Source organism: Brevibacterium sp. AGC70 (assembly GCF_057334195.1).
Genome location: NZ_JBHFIH010000009.1, coordinates 419,685 through 433,971 on the forward strand (window position 1 = coordinate 419,685; position 14,287 = coordinate 433,971).

The following is a 14,287-nucleotide window of genomic DNA, read 5'->3' on the forward strand; positions in this document are numbered from 1 at the left end:
ACCTCTTCTTCTAGGTTGCTGGTGCGGTCCGGTTCTCAGGAACTCGAGCGATCGACGGCACCGCCGAAGCGACGGTCACGACGCGCATACTCCTCGATCGCGGCCCACAGGGTGCGGCGATCGACATCGGGCCATAGCACGTCCTGGAAGACCATCTCCGCGTAGGCGGACTGCCACAGCAGGAAGTTCGAGGTGCGCTGCTCGCCAGAGGAGCGCAGGAACAGGTCGACGTCTGGCACCTGAGCGGCGTACAGACGGGAACGAACGGTCTTCTCGCTGACCTTGCCCGGCTTGAGCTTGCCAGCGGCTACATCGGCGGTGATCTGGTTGACCGCGTCGACGATCTCCGAGCGACCTCCGTAATTAACGCAGAACTGGAGGACTAGGCCGGTGTTGTGCTTGGTCATCTCCGCTGCGGACTCGAGTTCGTCGATGACTGATCGCCACAGGCGACCGCGGCGTCCGGCCCACACGATCCGCACGCCGAGCTCATTGAGCTCATCGCGGCGACGTCGGATCACATCGCGGTTGAAGCCCATGAGGAAGCGCACCTCGTCCGGAGAGCGTTTCCAGTTCTCGGTGGAGAAGGCGTAGGCGGAGAGATAGTCGACACCCATCTCGATGGCACCGTGGATGACTTCGAGGAGCGACGCCTCTCCTGCTTTGTGTCCTTCGGTGCGCGGCAGTCCGCGGTCGTTGGCCCAACGTCCATTGCCGTCCATGACCACCGCGACGTGATTCGGGACGAACTTCGCCTCGATGCCCGGAGGTCGGGCTCCGCTGGGGTGCGGGGGCGGCGCGGGATAGCTCATCTGGCCTCCAGAACTCTCAGTGATCGGATATTGCGTTCCAAGTGCCATGACACCCAGTCAGAGACGAGTTTGGAACCGTCGATCTGATCGTGGAGGTCCGAGGCTTCCACTCGCTCCCAGTCACCGGAGAGCAGGGCGGCCATATGTTCGAGTGCGTCGGTGTCCGGCAGTGCCGCTCCGCTGGGTCGGCAGGCGGTACACACGGCACCGCCCAGGGAGGCTGAGAACGCACGGTGCGGACCCGGGCTGCCGCACTGTGCGCAGTCGAGCAGGCTCGGCGCCCAGCCGGCCACGGACATCGCCCGCAGCAGATACGCGTCGAGGGCCAGCCTCGGCGGATGCTCGCCATTGCACAGGGACCGGATGGCCGAGACGAGAAGCAGGAAATGGGTGCGTGATTGGGGTTCGACCTCGGTGATCCTGGCGGCGGTCTCCGCCATCACACTCGCGGCCGAGTACGCGTCATAGTCGGCGCCGATGCCGCGCGCAAAGGGCTCGATGAGTTCGACCTGGGTGACGATGTCGAGGTTGCGACCGACGTGGCACTGCAGATCGACGAGCATGAAAGGTTCGAGCCGGGAACCGAAGCGTGACTTGGTGCGGCGAATGCCCTTCGCTACTGCTCGGATCAGCCCGTGGCTGCGGGTGAGAACAGTGACGATGCGGTCGGCTTCGCCGAGCTTGTGCCCTTGGAGCACGATGCCTTCATCACGATAATTGTGCACCTGCCCATTATCGCAGAATGCGACGGGGAAAGATCCCCGCCGCACTCTGTGGCCATTGTGAGATATCTGTTGTGACTCCGCTCAGCTGACGTCTCAGCGCTCGCGCTCACCGTCGCGATCACGGGCGGCACGGTTGACTGCCGAGACGACGGCCTTGAGTGAGGCCTTCGTGATGTTCGAGTGAAGTCCGGCGCCCCAGACGACACGGTCTTCGACGGCGAGCTCGACGTACGCAGCCGCCATGGTGTCAGCACCGGAGCCGATGGCGTGTTCGGTATAGTCCTGGAGGCGAACGTCGACGTCGAAGTTGTCGATGAGCACCTTCACCAGTGCATCGATGGGCCCTTTGCCGCGCCCTTCGTAGGTGCGCTCTTGGCCGTCGACGATGAGGTCGACCTCGACGCGCTCCGAGGCGCCCGAGTCATCAACCGTGCCCGAGTCGGTGCGAAGCCCCACGATCTGGAACCGGCCCCAGGCGTTGTCCTGATCATCGCTGGGCAGGTACTCGTGGTTGAAGATGCGGCGGATCTCCTCGGCGGAGACCTCTCCTCCGCCTTCGGTGTGCTGCTGGACGGCGCGGGAGAATTCGACCTGCATGCGTCGAGGCAGATCCAGACCGTACTCGCTCTTGAGCAGGTAGGTGACGCCGCCCTTGCCCGACTGCGAGTTCACGCGGATGATCGCCTCGTAGGAGCGGCCCAGATCTTTGGGGTCGACCGGCAGGTAGGGCATGTCCCATTCCATCAGGTCCACAGGCACGCCCTGCTCATTGGCATTCTTCTCACGGGCGGCGAACGCCTTGTTGATCGCGTCCTGGTGCGAGCCGGAGAACGAGGTGAAGACGAGGTCACCACCGTAGGGGTGACGTTCGTGGACGCCGATCTGGTTGCATTCGGTGACGGTGTGGATGACTTCGTCGATATCGGAGAAGTCCAGCTCGGGGTCGACACCCTGGGTGTAGAGGTTGAGCGCAACAGTGACGAGGTCGAGGTTTCCGGTCCGTTCTCCGTTGCCGAAGAGGCAGCCTTCGATCCTGTCGGCACCTGCCATGATGCCCATCTCAGCAGCCGCCACACCGGTTCCCCGGTCGTTGTGGGGGTGCAGGGACACGGCCACCTCATCGCGGTAGGGCATGTTCCGGCAGAACCATTCGATCTGGTCGGCGTAGGTGTTCGGGGTGCCGCGCTCAACTGTGGCCGGCAGATTGACGACAGTCTCGCGGCCTGAGGCCGGCTGCCACATGTCGAGGACGCTCCCGACGATATCGAGAGCGAATTCGGGTTCGGTGTCGACGAAGATCTCGGGCGAGTACTGGTAACCGAAGTCTGCGTCGCCGAGGAGTGACTCGGCGTGCTTCATGACCGCCTGGGTGCCACGGGTGGCGATGTCACGAGTCTGGTCGAAACCCTCACCGTCGAAACCGAACACGACCTTGCGGAAGACCGGCGCGGTCGCGTTATAGAGGTGGACAGTCGGCTTCTGGGCACCGACGAGGGACTCCACCGTACGTTCGATGAGATCCTCACGAGCCTGGGTGAGTACGGAGATGCGCACATCGTCGGGGATGGCGTCCTGCTCGATGATCTCGCGGACGAAATCGAAGTCAACCTGGCTGGCTGCGGGGAATCCGACCTCGATCTCCTTGAAGCCGAGCTTGACCAAGAGGTCGAACATCTTGCGCTTGCGATCAGGCGTCATCGGATCGATGAGGGCCTGGTTGCCGTCCCGCAGATCGGTGCTCAGCCAACGCGGAGCCTTCCGGATCAGCTGATCGGGCCAGGTGCGGTCGCGCATATCGAGAGCAATCCGGTCCTGAAAGGACTTGTACTTGCTGAATGGCATAGGAGTCGGCTTCTGCAGTTTCATGGTTCCTCATTCATTGATCGTGTGCTTAATCAGCATAGGAAAAACTCCGCGACGAGTGTGCTGTCCGATCAGGACTCGTCGCGGCAAGGAAGGAGGAGCAACCTGTGAGCCACACAATCAACATAGTCCTGGTTGCTCGGTCCGCCTCAAACCTGTCCAAATCCTAAGATTATGATCCCGTGCTCGTCGAGATGGTCAGGGGTCGTGTGCCCCTCTTCAGTCGGCAGCACTCCCCCGCCAGGCTCCTAGTCGAGGAAGTCGACCGAGGCACGCGCCATGTTGAAGCCGACACCGGTCTCATCGGACTTGCACGTCATACCTTCGCGGGTCGAAGTGCAGGTCATCCCCTCGGCAGTGATCGATTCGCCGTAGCCGAGCACCCGAGCGGGGCCGGAATTTCCTGGGGCCTCTTGGCAGGAGAATCCGGCACCTTCGTCATTGGCCACGACGACGCCTCCCCAGTTATCCAACTTGCAGTCATCGGGTTCTGCAGGAGGCGTGTAGTCGAAGGATGAGATGACGCACCGGGTGCGATCCGCATCGATCGTGCACGCGATGTTCCCGGACGGTGATTTGAAAGACTCGGCAGCGACCGGCGGCTCCGAACTCGGATCGTCGGACTCGGAGCCTGCACCGTCTGAGGGTCCTTGCGAGGACGAGTCGGACGCGACGTCGTCCTTGCCCTGCGTCGCGTCCCAGGCAATGTAGCCGACGATGCCGAGGGCGATCACTAGTGCGATCGCAGCCAGAGCCCAGAGCCACCCCGGAACCTTCTTCGTATCGGGTTCACGGCGGTAGGGTCCGCCAGGTCCGGCTGGCCCGCCGGGCCCATATCCCCCGGGTCCGTACCCGCCAGGCCCGCCGGGACCGTAACCGCTGCCGTTGGGACCGGCTGGTCCACCCGGTCCGACAGGACCCCCTTGACCGACAGGGGCCCCTTGACCACCGGGGCCGACACCTGGCCCGTGGGCGCCGACTGCCGGTCCGGGCGCACCGTGTCCTGCATAGGCCGCTGCAGCATGTGGGGCGTAGGGTGATGCGCCGTTGGGCACTTGCGACTCGTTTCCGGGGTACTCGGGGGGATGCGGTTGAGGAGCGGGCTGCCCGGTCGCGCCGAAGTCGGCGCCCCAGGGTTCGGGATTCGGAGACTGCCCGCCCGAAGCACCCTGTGGATTCCACTGCTTCGGCGCCGAGGCGGCCTCCGCCTCGGCGATGTCCTCGGACCTCGCCTTCCGTGGTGTCTGGCCGCTGACAGCGGATTCTTCGCTCTCGGCTGCGGCGAGTTGGCGCAGCTCGTCGAGGCTGAGCACCTCGGTGGCATCGACTCCGTCGGAGGACACCATCGACCGGAGCCGGGCCAACTCGTCCGCGCTGAGGGCTTGAGTCGAGCCGTCCGCAGCCGGGGATTTGTCCTGGCCGATGAACAACTGCGTTGTGATCGAATCCGGAGACTCCTCCGCCGGTTTCCGACGCCCGGGGCGCGGAGGGTGGTTCGGCACAGGTGGAATGCTCATGGGCTCATTTTCGCATAGTCACTACCGCGGTGTTCTCAAGGTTCGTGAGATGATGACCTCATGTTCAGTGGTGGAACCCGGGCCGGGACCAGCCTGACGATCGCTGTTGCGGCCCTGACGCTGTCGTCATGCGGGACGCCGACCGACAGTGACGACGATGATGATGGTGCGTCCGCTCATTCCGCGATGGTCGCTGCACCCGCACAGCAGAATCACCTCGGGGATTTCGCCGCCCCCGCACAGATGACCCCACCCGGGGCGGAGCCCGCAGAGGCAACAGGTCCAGCCCACTGGGCTCGGGTCCCCGGACTGGGCCCGGAGACATCCGCACAGATTTCCGCAGAGACCTCACAGGTCCTCGTTGCCAGCGGGCCGGATGCGAATTCCGATTCCGGGCGGCTGAGCTTCTACAGCATCGATGACGGGCAGTGGAAGAAACGCAAGACCTTCGACATCCACAATGGAAAGAAGGGCTGGCTGGCCGATCGCCGGGAGGGCGACAAGACATCACCGGTCGGAGTCTTCACCCTCAGCGATGCAGGCGGATACAAGCGGGACCCGGGGACGGCGCTTCCCTACACCCAGGATGATCGACTCCCCTCCTCAGCGACGGTGGCCTACGGCCCCGAGTACGAGCGGGTCTTCGACTACATCATCGCAATCGACTACAACCGCGTACCGGGCACCCCGCCCACCGACAGGACTCGCCCACTGGGATGGGACAAGGGCGGCGGCATCTGGCTGCACCTCGATCATGATTCCGGGACGAACGGCTGTGTGACGCTCAAGGAGAAGGACCTCAAATGGATCCTTGGGACCATCGACCCCGATGCCCACCCGCGCATCGCCATGGGACCTGAGTCCCAGCTGCAGAAATAGAGGCACCGCGATGCGAAAGCTCATCATCTCCCTCGTACAGACGATCAACGGATCGTATGCCCTGGACGGTTGGTCGACAGGCGTGTCCACGAAGGCCGACTTCAACTACTTCATTTCCCTGCGCAGACAGGCAGGTGCCATCATCATCGATCGCCGGACCGCGCTCAATCCCGCACTGCCGGTCATCAACGCACCGGGCAAAGCCCTCGAACACACCCCCGTCTATGTCCTGACCGAATCGGACCCGAACGAACTGAGCGGGCAGCTCGCCGAGGCTGGCCTCGACTACCGAGCTCAGCACTTCACTCCCGACACTGCCGCGCAGGTGCTCGAAGCCGTCGAATCCACCAGTGAGACTCTGGTGTGCGAGTCCGGGCCGAACCTGGCCTACCGGCTGCTCGATTCCGTCCCAGGTGCCGAACTGCACCTGAGCCTGAGCCCGCTCTACTCCCGCAGCACCGGCAGCCACTTCTCCCAGCTCGAGGCCACCCTCAACTTGCGAGTCATCGATGTGCGAACCGTCGATGACCAGGTCTTCATCCGCTACGCCAAGGCCTGAACAGAAGCCAGGGACTGAGCACAGTCCACGATCTGGCCTAGACGCCCAGCTGAGTGCTGATGTCGTGCTCATCTGGTCGAGTCAGTACCACGCTGACTGCTTCGGCGACCTTGGGAAGGCTGATCGTCTCCACTCCCCCTCGCAGATCGTTGCGGTCATCACCGCCGATGGGTGCCATGACCTTGAGCTCGCGGTAGTCCACGGTGTCCGTCTCGGCCTCGGCCACCCTGATGAGCATCTCTTGGGCGGCGCCGAATACGCTGATCGCTCCAGACCCGACGCAGGCTTCGACGCTGGCCACACCGTTGAGGGCCAGGTGCCGGACATGGGCACTTCCCGCCTCCTCGGCGAGCGCCTCCGATACCGCGCAGGCCGCGAAATGACCACGCAGGTATGAGGAGTAATCCTCATCGAAGGAAGCGAGCCCGCGAGCGATCATCGCGTCGTCCACGTACCACCCACCGACCGCAGCGATGACTGCGTCGACCGGCGATGCGTCCAAGCGGTGGAGTTCGTCGATGACGGCCTGGGGCCGATCCACCCAATCGGGGACGACGAGGGGCTCATAGGCAGTCGTGCCCTCCGGCTGTGAACGGACGATGCCTGATATGCGATGGTCAGCGGCCAGGTGCTGGGCCAGGCCCGTGCCGACGTGGCCGGAGGCTCCGAAGATGAGGATGTGCATGCCCCGAGTCTATTTGCTGAATCCACCGCTGCTCTGATGGCTCCACCGGCACCGAGGACCGCGGCGCCGGGCGCGATAGGGTTCTGTCACAACCGCTCCCCCTCAGGCGAAGGACCTCATGGCCGATCAGCATGAACTCACACGGCTCGAACAGCTCCTCGACCGATTCGCCAATCGGCATCTCTCACAGGTACCGGACGGGGTGCGGGAGTTCCTCGTCTTCGGGATCAAACAGGCGTGGGCCTGCCTGTTCGGAGCCCTCATGCTGCTCGCGATCATTCTCACCGCTTGGTGGTACCCGAACGATGCGGGACTGGCCCGCAATGATCTCCTGGTGATCCTGGCAGTTCTGATCCAGGCGGCGATGCTCCTTCTGCGTCTCGAGACAGGGCGCGAGCTCTGGGTCATCGTTCTGTTCCACATCGTCGGCACCGGAATGGAGATCTTCAAGACATCGATGGGCTCGTGGAACTATGCGGCCGGAGGTGTCCTCCACATCGCGGCTGTACCCCTGTTCACGGGGTTCATGTACGCGGCGGTCGGCTCCTACATAGTGCGCGTCTATCGTCTCTTCGACCTGCGGTTCAGTCATTACCCGCCGAGGTGGATCACCGCTGTCATCGCCGCCGCGATCTACCTCAACTTCTTCACTCACCATTACATAGTCGATGTGCGGCTCTTCCTCGTCCTTGCTGTCGGGGTGGTGTTCTTCCGGTGTCGGATGCACTTCCACGTGCACAAGCTGACTCTGCGCATGCCGGTCCTCCTCGCCTTCGTGCTGGTGGCGTTCTTCATCTGGATCGCTGAGAACATCGGCACCGTCACCGGCGCATGGCTCTACCCCTCCCAGATCGACGGATGGCAGATGGTGCCGGTGACCAAACTGGTGGCGTGGTTCCTGCTCATGATGATCTCCGTCGTCCTCGTCACCTTCGTCTACCCTCCCAAACCGCCTGATAAGACCGGGTCTACTGATATTCTGAGCTGAAACTCAGACTCGGTCGAAGGAGACACATGGCAGACGCGGATCCAGAGGATTCCAGTGCTCTGGTCAAAGCCGTCCGACCGCCGTCCGGCACGCATCGCTTGGTGAGCGCGAAGGTCCTAGTCCGCATCCTCGCGGCCGTCCTCGTTCTGCTCCTCATTCTCACACTGCTCGGTGTCTTTCTCGTCCAACGTTCCTATCCCACCACGGACGGCGACATCTCACTGTCGGGCCTGGACGCCGAGGTCAGCGTCACCCGCGATAACTCAGGCATCCCGACCATTGAGGCCAGTAATTCCCACGACCTCTTCATGGCCCAGGGCTTCGTCCACGCCCAGGATCGATTCTGGGAGATGGACTTTCGCAGGCATGTCACCTCGGGCCGGCTCTCGGAACTCTTCGGCGAGTCACAGTTCGGCACCGACAAGTTCATTCGCACACTGGGTTGGAGGAAGGTCGCCGAGGCGGAGGTCGCTGCACTCGATGAGAAGACACGCGCGTACTACGAAGCCTATGCAGAGGGCGTGAACGCCTACCTGCGCGACAAGTCCCCCACCGAGGTGTCCCTCGAGTACGGCATCGTCGGTCTGCAGGCCGGTGGGGTCGAGATCGAGGAATGGACTCCGGTCGACAGTGTTTCCTGGCTCAAGGCCATGGCCTGGGATCTGCGCTCCAATGTCGAGGACGAGATCGACCGGGCAATCAGCCAGACCGCGCTCGATGATGAGCAGATGGCCGATATCTATCCCGATTACCCCTATGACACCCGCCCGACGATCGTCGGCGGCAATGCCGGTGTCAAAGCACGTGACGAAGACGAGTCACGTGACGAGGGCGAAGCACGTGCCGGGGGCGAGGTGACTGCTGCGGAGACACCGCATTCGGGACACGGCGGAGGAACCGAGACTCCCAGCAACCTCGGCGAGCTCAAGGAGCACCTGAAGTCGCTGCCGGTGCTCCTGGGAGTCAACAGTCATGACATCGGGTCGAACTCGTGGGTGGTCTCCGGTGAGCACACCTCCACCGGTGCCCCGCTGCTGGCCAATGATCCGCACCTGGCTCCCGCCATGCCCTCCGTATGGCATCAGATCGGACTGCGCTGCACCGAGGTCACACCCGAATGCCCCTTCGACGTGTCCGGCTTCTCCTTTTCTGGGCTGCCCGGGGTCATCATCGGCCACAACCAGAGCATCGCCTGGGGACTGACGAACCTGGGGCCCGACGTCGCCGACCTCGTGGTCGAGAAGGTCCGCGACGGCGAAGTCGTCCGTGATTCTGGGGACGAGCCCGTGACCACACGCAAGGAGACCGTGAAGATCGCGAAACAGGAACCTCGCGAAATCACGATCCGTTCAACGAGCAATGGGCCTCTCATCTCGGACCTCGAGGGACCCTACCGCGATGTGCTCGATGCCTCGACCGGGGCGAACACCGAAGACACGAAATTTGGTCCAGCCGACGAGCACTACCAGTTGGCACTGCAGTGGACGGCCCTGGAACCGGGCAACACAGCCTCGGCGATCTTCGGGCTCAATGCGGCGACGAACTGGAGCGAATTCCGGCAGGCCGCATCTCTCTTCGACGTCCCCTCCCAGAACCTCATCTACGCGGATACCAAAGGCAACATCGGCTATCAGGCGCCGGGAAAAATCCCCAAACGCGGCGACGGTGACGGTATGCTGCCGCGGCACGGTTGGAAGACCGACGAAGATTGGCAGGGATACCTCGACTTCGAGGATCTGCCGAGTCTGTACAACCCCGAGCGTGGCTGGATCGTGACGGCGAACAACCCTGTCACCCCTCCAGGAGAGTCCGTGCAGTTGAGCAACGACTTCGACGATGGAGACCGAGCGCGCAGGATCACGAAGCTGGTCCGGGACACGATCACGAACGGAGATGTCACGCCAGACGACATGTCCCGCATCCAAGGTGACGACCTCAATCCCATTGCGCTCACCCTGATCCCGTTGCTGCTCGACATCGATGCGGAAGAGGGCACCGACATCGCTGCGGCTCAGGAACTGCTCTCGGACTGGAACGGCCACGACGATGCCAACAGTGCCGCCGCGGCCTACTTCAACGTCCTCTCGAAGACGATCCTCGACGAAGTGTTCGCTCCGAAGCTGCCCGATGCGGTGCCTCCGGCCGGCGGATCACGCTGGTACCTCATCATCAAGAACCAGCTGGAGGATCCTGACTCCGAGTGGTGGGCCGACGACGAGGTCGAGAATCGAGACGAAGCGCTGGCCCGAGCCATGGATTCTGCATGGAATACGACCGAGGATCTGCTCGGCTCCGAACCTGTGACCTGGCGGTGGGGCATTCTGCACCGGCTGACCATCCGCAACGCCAGCCTCGGCGAATCAGGGATCAAACCCATTGAGCGGCTGTTCAATCGAGGCCCCTACGAGGTCTCGGGCGGGTCCGGAGAAGTCAATGCCACGGGTTGGGACGCCTCGGTGGGCTTCGAGACGAACTGGGTGCCCTCCATGCGACAGATCGTTGACCTGAAGGACTTCAACCACTCGCGGTGGATCAACCTCACAGGGGCCTCTGGTCATGCCTTCCACCCGCACTATGCCGATCAGACCGAGGACTGGGCCGCTGGCGCAACCCGGCCGTGGCCCTACACACCCGATGCGCTGGACCGGCACACCGAGGATTCGCTGGTACTTCGCCCCTGAGCGAGGAGCGAGACGGTCAGGCCTTGGGCAGGATCTTCGCCTCGAGGAAGTTCGCCACATCGTCTTCCCAGCGGACCGGGTCGATGTTCCATTCCTTGGTGTGGCGGGCTTTGTCGTAGACGGGCATCGTCACGAGGTCGCGACGCACGGACGCCAACGCGTGGGACGGCGAAGACGGCACGAATTCGTCGTCGTCTGAGTGGATGAGGAGCACCGGAACGTCGAGTTCCGCAGCGCGTGTCACCCAGTCCAGCCTGCCCAGGTCCAAAGGCGTCTGCAGTCCGGTGATCGGCCGCGCCCACGGTTGGGTGATCATCTCCAGCGTGAGTTTGGCGATGGGCGTCGGAAGCATATTGCGCCGAGCCTGGCCGTCGAGGACATTCACCCAGTCGACGACGGGACCGTCGAGGACGAGAGCCTTCACGTACCGCCTGTTGCGACCACGGGAGGCGGCCTGCAGGGCGATGGCCCCGCCCATCGACCAGCCGAAGAGGACAACGTCGTGGGCGCCCTGTGACACAGCGAAGTCGATCGCTGCGTCCACGTCGATCCACTCGGTGTCGCCGAGGCCGTAGCGGGAGGTGGTCTCAACCCTGACCTCGGCGTCGTTGCGGTAGGACATGGCGATCGCCGGAACCCCCAGCGTATTGAGGATCGGGGCAGCTCGCAGGCCTTCGGCTCGGGTGCTGGCGCGGCCGTGGACGAGGATCGCCCAGGTGTCATGAGGTTCGGGATGGTCTGTGGGCAGCAGCCAGGCAGGAAGCCGTCCCGCGTCGGATTCGATCTCGATGTCCTCGGCGTTGACTCCTGCTGCCAAGGGCTCCGGGTACACGATGCCCGTCCAACGACCGTGAGAGGCACGCTTGATGTCTCCGCGGGTGACCGAGAGGATCTCTCGGGAGACGGTTCTCGACCGCGGGTCATACTCGACGATGTCACCGATCACGGCATGGCCAGCGCCCTGGTTGAAGTAGAGGCCATAGGTGCCACGCACCGTCGTCTCTTCATCGGCGGGCAGATGGATGCGCATATTGGGCGGGAAACCGTCGATGTGGAGAATCTCGAGTTCTTCCGGCGCGTTTTCGGGAACCACGATCTTTCGCGCGAAATAGACGGCCAGCCCCGAGGACGCCACCGAGATCACGGCGCCGATCCCAGCACCGACACCCACCGAAGCCAGAAGCAGGCGAGTCGGGAATTTAGTGTCGCGAACCATGAATACCTCCTGACTTCATTGTCACCCAAGGAATGAGAAGTCTCCAAACGCTGTTGTGCAGGTGAGAGGGCTCTCAGAGCCAGCTCGCTGCTGCATCAGCCATCGTCGGAGACGGACTCCTGCGTGTCCGGCAGCAGTGGGACAATGGACTCCAACAGATATCGACAAGCACCGGAGGTCGCGATGAGTCAGTCGCCGAACGTCAACACACAAGACAATCCCGAGGAGATCCGCTGGCAGGACGTACTCACTCCTGATGAATTCGCGGTACTGCGCGAAGGTGGCACGGAGCGTCCGTTCACTGGCGAATACGTCGATACGACAAGCGTCGGAATGTACCAGTGCCGTGCCTGTGGAGCAGACCTGTTCCCCTCCGATACCAAGTTCTCCTCGCACTGCGGTTGGCCCTCGTTCTACGCTCCCCTGGCCGAGGATCGGGTCCGCTACCTCCGCGATTCGTCAATGGGCATGGAGCGCGTCGAGGTCCGCTGCGCGAACTGCGATTCACACATGGGCCACCTCTTCGAGGGAGAAGGCTACGACACCCCCACCGATCTGCGGTACTGCCTGAACTCAATCTCTCTGCGACTCGTCGACGGTCAGGAATGAGCGAAGAATCACAGCTCGTCATCAAGTCGTTCGACGAGCTGACAGTCTCTGAGCTCTACGGGATCGTCCAACTGCGGTCCCAGGTCTTCGTCGTTGAGCAGAACTGCATCTTCCTCGATCAGGACGGAGTCGACACGCTGCCGCAGACCCTGCACGCCTTCTACCCCGATGACGCCAGGACCATGCAGGACACCCATGGCGCCGAGGTGGGCCGCAGTCTGGCTCCCCGGGCATACGCCCGCATCCTCCCGCCCGACTTTCCCGACGGCCCGGCCTATGAGCCGGGAGCCCGCAGCATCAGTCGGGTTGTGACGAACCCGCACATGCGCGGCCAAGGCTGGAGTCGACGGCTGATCGGCGAGCTCGTTGCCGGCCACAGTCACCGACTGCTGACACTCAACGCCCAATCTCACCTCGAGGGGTTCTACAAGAGCTTCGGATTCAGCCCGAATGGTCCGCGGTTCCTCGAAGACGGGATCGAGCACACCCCGATGTCACGACCGGCGGATGCGTCGTCCACCTAAAGAGTTCTAAGTGCCCGGGGTGCCTCGGAGTGCCGGGGGCACCGCGACGAAAAATGGATCGAGGGCTCCTGTGGCGGTTCAATCGGCGGCGTGAGATGCGTCGGCTGCGGCGATGATCTTCGTCATAGTGGAGTGAAGTTCGCGCAGCTCCGTTTCACCCATATCGAGTTTGGTCATCATCTGCCCAGGAATCGCCTCAGCCGTCGCCCGCAGCTTCGCACCCGTGTCAGTCAATGAGACTTCGACGACTCTTTCGTCGTCGCTGCTGCGTCGCTTCTCCACATAGTCCAGCGCTTCGAGGCGTTTGATCAGCGGCGACACCGTTGCAGCCTCGAGGCGGAGCAGCTCGGCGATTCTCCTCACTGCCAGCGTTTCATGCTGCCACAGAGCCAACATGACCAGGTACTGCGGATGAGTCAGATGAATCGGCTCAAGCACCGAACGATAGGCGGAGATCACTCCGCGCGAGGCGACGGCCAGAGCAAAGCAGACTTGACTCTCCAGAGCCAGAGGATCGTGGGTGGTCGACATCGCTTCTCATCCTTCCTGGGAGACACATCATTTAATTAGTGCACTAATGATTAGTGTACAATGGATGCTTCAGGTTCGCTTCAGGAGGGCCGCAGCTAGGCTCTTAGATTTCGAATGGACTCTCATGTCAGACTCACACGATCCCCAGCGACGCGTTGCGTGGCTCAATCGCTTCTTCCGCAAGATCGTCGGGCCTGCCCAAGTCGACAATTCCCGTCCCGGCGGCTACTACGAGGACGAGCACCTGCGACATGAACGGCTCGACGCGATGGGGCTGGAGATGCGCACGGACGCCAACGGACACTCGTACGTGGTGGAGAAGAAGCAGCCTGAGTGAACAGTCCTTCGCTCTGATCAGCCTTCTGCTGTGATCAGAACCAGTGATCCTTCGAAGTGCGAAGCGGTCCGCAAACCGCTATGCGCGATGTCCCAGCTGCCGTCGTTGAGACTGTGCTCCAAACTCAAGAAGCATCTCCGGCCTCCCGAAATAGGCCTCGGCGAAGCCGTCGACGCAGCCGAAGGGAATCGGCAGGCGTTCCAACTCGACCGCACCCCCAAGACACGCTGTGATTCGTTCGAGGCTCGGATATCGTCGCGCTTCGGTCCCGATCACCTCAGGAGCGAAGTCTCTGAGCCAGAATCGTTCCACCCGCTCCGGATCACAGGTCATGATGACCACAGGCTACGTGAGCCAGGCG

Annotated in this window: 14 protein-coding genes; 7 read left to right on the forward strand and 7 right to left on the reverse strand. The window is 62.9% G+C overall.

The features are described 5' to 3' along the window. Positions 1 to 35: 35 nt before the first annotated feature. The 4 genes from ACE03M_RS07385 to ACE03M_RS07400 form a co-directional block, all read right to left on the reverse strand. The gene (locus tag ACE03M_RS07385) at positions 36 to 812 is read right to left on the reverse strand and encodes an isoprenyl transferase (RefSeq protein ID WP_143921858.1); all 777 of its coding nucleotides are present in this window, start codon (positions 810 to 812) and stop codon (positions 36 to 38) included. Continuing rightward, on the reverse strand, positions 809 to 1,537 hold the full coding sequence (gene recO, locus ACE03M_RS07390) for a DNA repair protein RecO (RefSeq protein WP_143921859.1): 729 nt from the start codon (positions 1,535 to 1,537) through the stop codon (positions 809 to 811). The genes ACE03M_RS07385 and recO overlap by 4 nt, the downstream gene beginning before the upstream one ends. Positions 1,538 to 1,630: 93 nt before the next feature. After that, on the reverse strand, positions 1,631 to 3,403 hold the full coding sequence (leuA, locus tag ACE03M_RS07395; RefSeq protein ID WP_485933318.1) for a 2-isopropylmalate synthase: 1,773 nt from the start codon (positions 3,401 to 3,403) through the stop codon (positions 1,631 to 1,633). 245 nt (positions 3,404 to 3,648) lie between these two features. Continuing rightward, the gene (locus ACE03M_RS07400; protein ID WP_485933320.1) at positions 3,649 to 4,917 is read right to left on the reverse strand and encodes a DUF6636 domain-containing protein; all 1,269 of its coding nucleotides are present in this window, start codon (positions 4,915 to 4,917) and stop codon (positions 3,649 to 3,651) included. 60 nt (positions 4,918 to 4,977) lie between these two features. Between ACE03M_RS07400 and ACE03M_RS07405 the strand changes: the two genes are divergently transcribed. Beyond that, positions 4,978 to 5,796 carry a L,D-transpeptidase family protein gene (locus ACE03M_RS07405; RefSeq protein ID WP_485933322.1) on the forward strand — a complete coding sequence of 273 codons (819 nt, stop codon included), beginning with the start codon at positions 4,978 to 4,980 and terminating at the stop codon, positions 5,794 to 5,796. A 10-nt stretch (positions 5,797 to 5,806) separates the two neighbouring features. After that, positions 5,807 to 6,355, forward strand: coding sequence for a hypothetical protein (locus tag ACE03M_RS07410; RefSeq protein ID WP_485933324.1), 549 nt, complete (start codon positions 5,807 to 5,809; stop codon positions 6,353 to 6,355). A gap of 37 nt (positions 6,356 to 6,392) precedes the next feature. Here the strand turns inward: ACE03M_RS07410 and ACE03M_RS07415 are convergent, their stop codons facing one another. Further along, a complete protein-coding gene (locus tag ACE03M_RS07415) occupies positions 6,393 to 7,040 on the reverse strand; it encodes a Rossmann-fold NAD(P)-binding domain-containing protein (RefSeq protein WP_485933325.1) in 648 nt (215 codons plus the stop codon). A gap of 118 nt (positions 7,041 to 7,158) precedes the next feature. Here ACE03M_RS07415 and ACE03M_RS07420 point away from each other — a divergent pair, with 118 nt between their 5' ends. Together ACE03M_RS07420 and ACE03M_RS07425 are read left to right on the forward strand one after the other, a co-directional pair. Continuing rightward, positions 7,159 to 8,028, forward strand: a complete 870-nt coding sequence (locus ACE03M_RS07420; protein WP_143921864.1) for a DUF817 domain-containing protein — start codon at positions 7,159 to 7,161, stop codon at positions 8,026 to 8,028. Between the two features lie 26 nt (positions 8,029 to 8,054). Next, on the forward strand, positions 8,055 to 10,709 hold the full coding sequence (locus ACE03M_RS07425; RefSeq protein WP_485933326.1) for a penicillin acylase family protein: 2,655 nt from the start codon (positions 8,055 to 8,057) through the stop codon (positions 10,707 to 10,709). Between the two features lie 16 nt (positions 10,710 to 10,725). On the opposite strand, the gene ACE03M_RS07430 is transcribed toward ACE03M_RS07425, so the two are convergent. Further along, positions 10,726 to 11,925, reverse strand: a complete 1,200-nt coding sequence (locus ACE03M_RS07430) for an alpha/beta hydrolase (RefSeq protein WP_485933327.1) — start codon at positions 11,923 to 11,925, stop codon at positions 10,726 to 10,728. A gap of 183 nt (positions 11,926 to 12,108) precedes the next feature. Between ACE03M_RS07430 and msrB the strand changes: the two genes are divergently transcribed. After that, on the forward strand, positions 12,109 to 12,534 hold the full coding sequence (gene msrB, locus ACE03M_RS07435; RefSeq protein WP_143921867.1) for a peptide-methionine (R)-S-oxide reductase MsrB: 426 nt from the start codon (positions 12,109 to 12,111) through the stop codon (positions 12,532 to 12,534). Next, complete coding sequence (locus ACE03M_RS07440) at positions 12,531 to 13,058, forward strand: GNAT family N-acetyltransferase (protein ID WP_143921868.1); 528 nt, start codon at positions 12,531 to 12,533, stop codon at positions 13,056 to 13,058. The genes msrB and ACE03M_RS07440 overlap by 4 nt, the downstream gene beginning before the upstream one ends. A gap of 78 nt (positions 13,059 to 13,136) precedes the next feature. Here the strand turns inward: ACE03M_RS07440 and ACE03M_RS07445 are convergent, their stop codons facing one another. Next, a complete protein-coding gene (locus ACE03M_RS07445) occupies positions 13,137 to 13,589 on the reverse strand; it encodes a MarR family winged helix-turn-helix transcriptional regulator (RefSeq protein WP_485933328.1) in 453 nt (150 codons plus the stop codon). 124 nt (positions 13,590 to 13,713) lie between these two features. Between ACE03M_RS07445 and ACE03M_RS07450 the strand changes: the two genes are divergently transcribed. Then, positions 13,714 to 13,926: a hypothetical protein gene (locus tag ACE03M_RS07450; protein ID WP_143921870.1), complete on the forward strand. Its 213-nt coding sequence runs from the start codon at positions 13,714 to 13,716 to the stop codon at positions 13,924 to 13,926. The last annotated feature ends 361 nt before the right edge of the window (positions 13,927 to 14,287 follow it).

Coding starts and splice junctions, on each gene's coding strand:
- ACE03M_RS07385 (WP_143921858.1), bottom strand. CDS start 812: ATGAGCTATCCCGCGCCGCCCCCGCACCCCAGCGGAGCCCGACCTCCG.
- leuA (WP_485933318.1), bottom strand. CDS start 3,403: ATGAAACTGCAGAAGCCGACTCCTATGCCATTCAGCAAGTACAAGTCC.
- ACE03M_RS07400 (WP_485933320.1), bottom strand. CDS start 4,917: ATGAGCATTCCACCTGTGCCGAACCACCCTCCGCGCCCCGGGCGTCGG.
- ACE03M_RS07405 (WP_485933322.1), top strand. CDS start 4,978: ATGTTCAGTGGTGGAACCCGGGCCGGGACCAGCCTGACGATCGCTGTT.
- ACE03M_RS07410 (WP_485933324.1), top strand. CDS start 5,807: ATGCGAAAGCTCATCATCTCCCTCGTACAGACGATCAACGGATCGTAT.
- ACE03M_RS07415 (WP_485933325.1), bottom strand. CDS start 7,040: ATGCACATCCTCATCTTCGGAGCCTCCGGCCACGTCGGCACGGGCCTG.
- ACE03M_RS07420 (WP_143921864.1), top strand. CDS start 7,159: ATGGCCGATCAGCATGAACTCACACGGCTCGAACAGCTCCTCGACCGA.
- ACE03M_RS07425 (WP_485933326.1), top strand. CDS start 8,055: ATGGCAGACGCGGATCCAGAGGATTCCAGTGCTCTGGTCAAAGCCGTC.
- ACE03M_RS07430 (WP_485933327.1), bottom strand. CDS start 11,925: ATGGTTCGCGACACTAAATTCCCGACTCGCCTGCTTCTGGCTTCGGTG.
- msrB (WP_143921867.1), top strand. CDS start 12,109: ATGAGTCAGTCGCCGAACGTCAACACACAAGACAATCCCGAGGAGATC.
- ACE03M_RS07440 (WP_143921868.1), top strand. CDS start 12,531: ATGAGCGAAGAATCACAGCTCGTCATCAAGTCGTTCGACGAGCTGACA.
- ACE03M_RS07445 (WP_485933328.1), bottom strand. CDS start 13,589: ATGTCGACCACCCACGATCCTCTGGCTCTGGAGAGTCAAGTCTGCTTT.
- ACE03M_RS07450 (WP_143921870.1), top strand. CDS start 13,714: ATGTCAGACTCACACGATCCCCAGCGACGCGTTGCGTGGCTCAATCGC.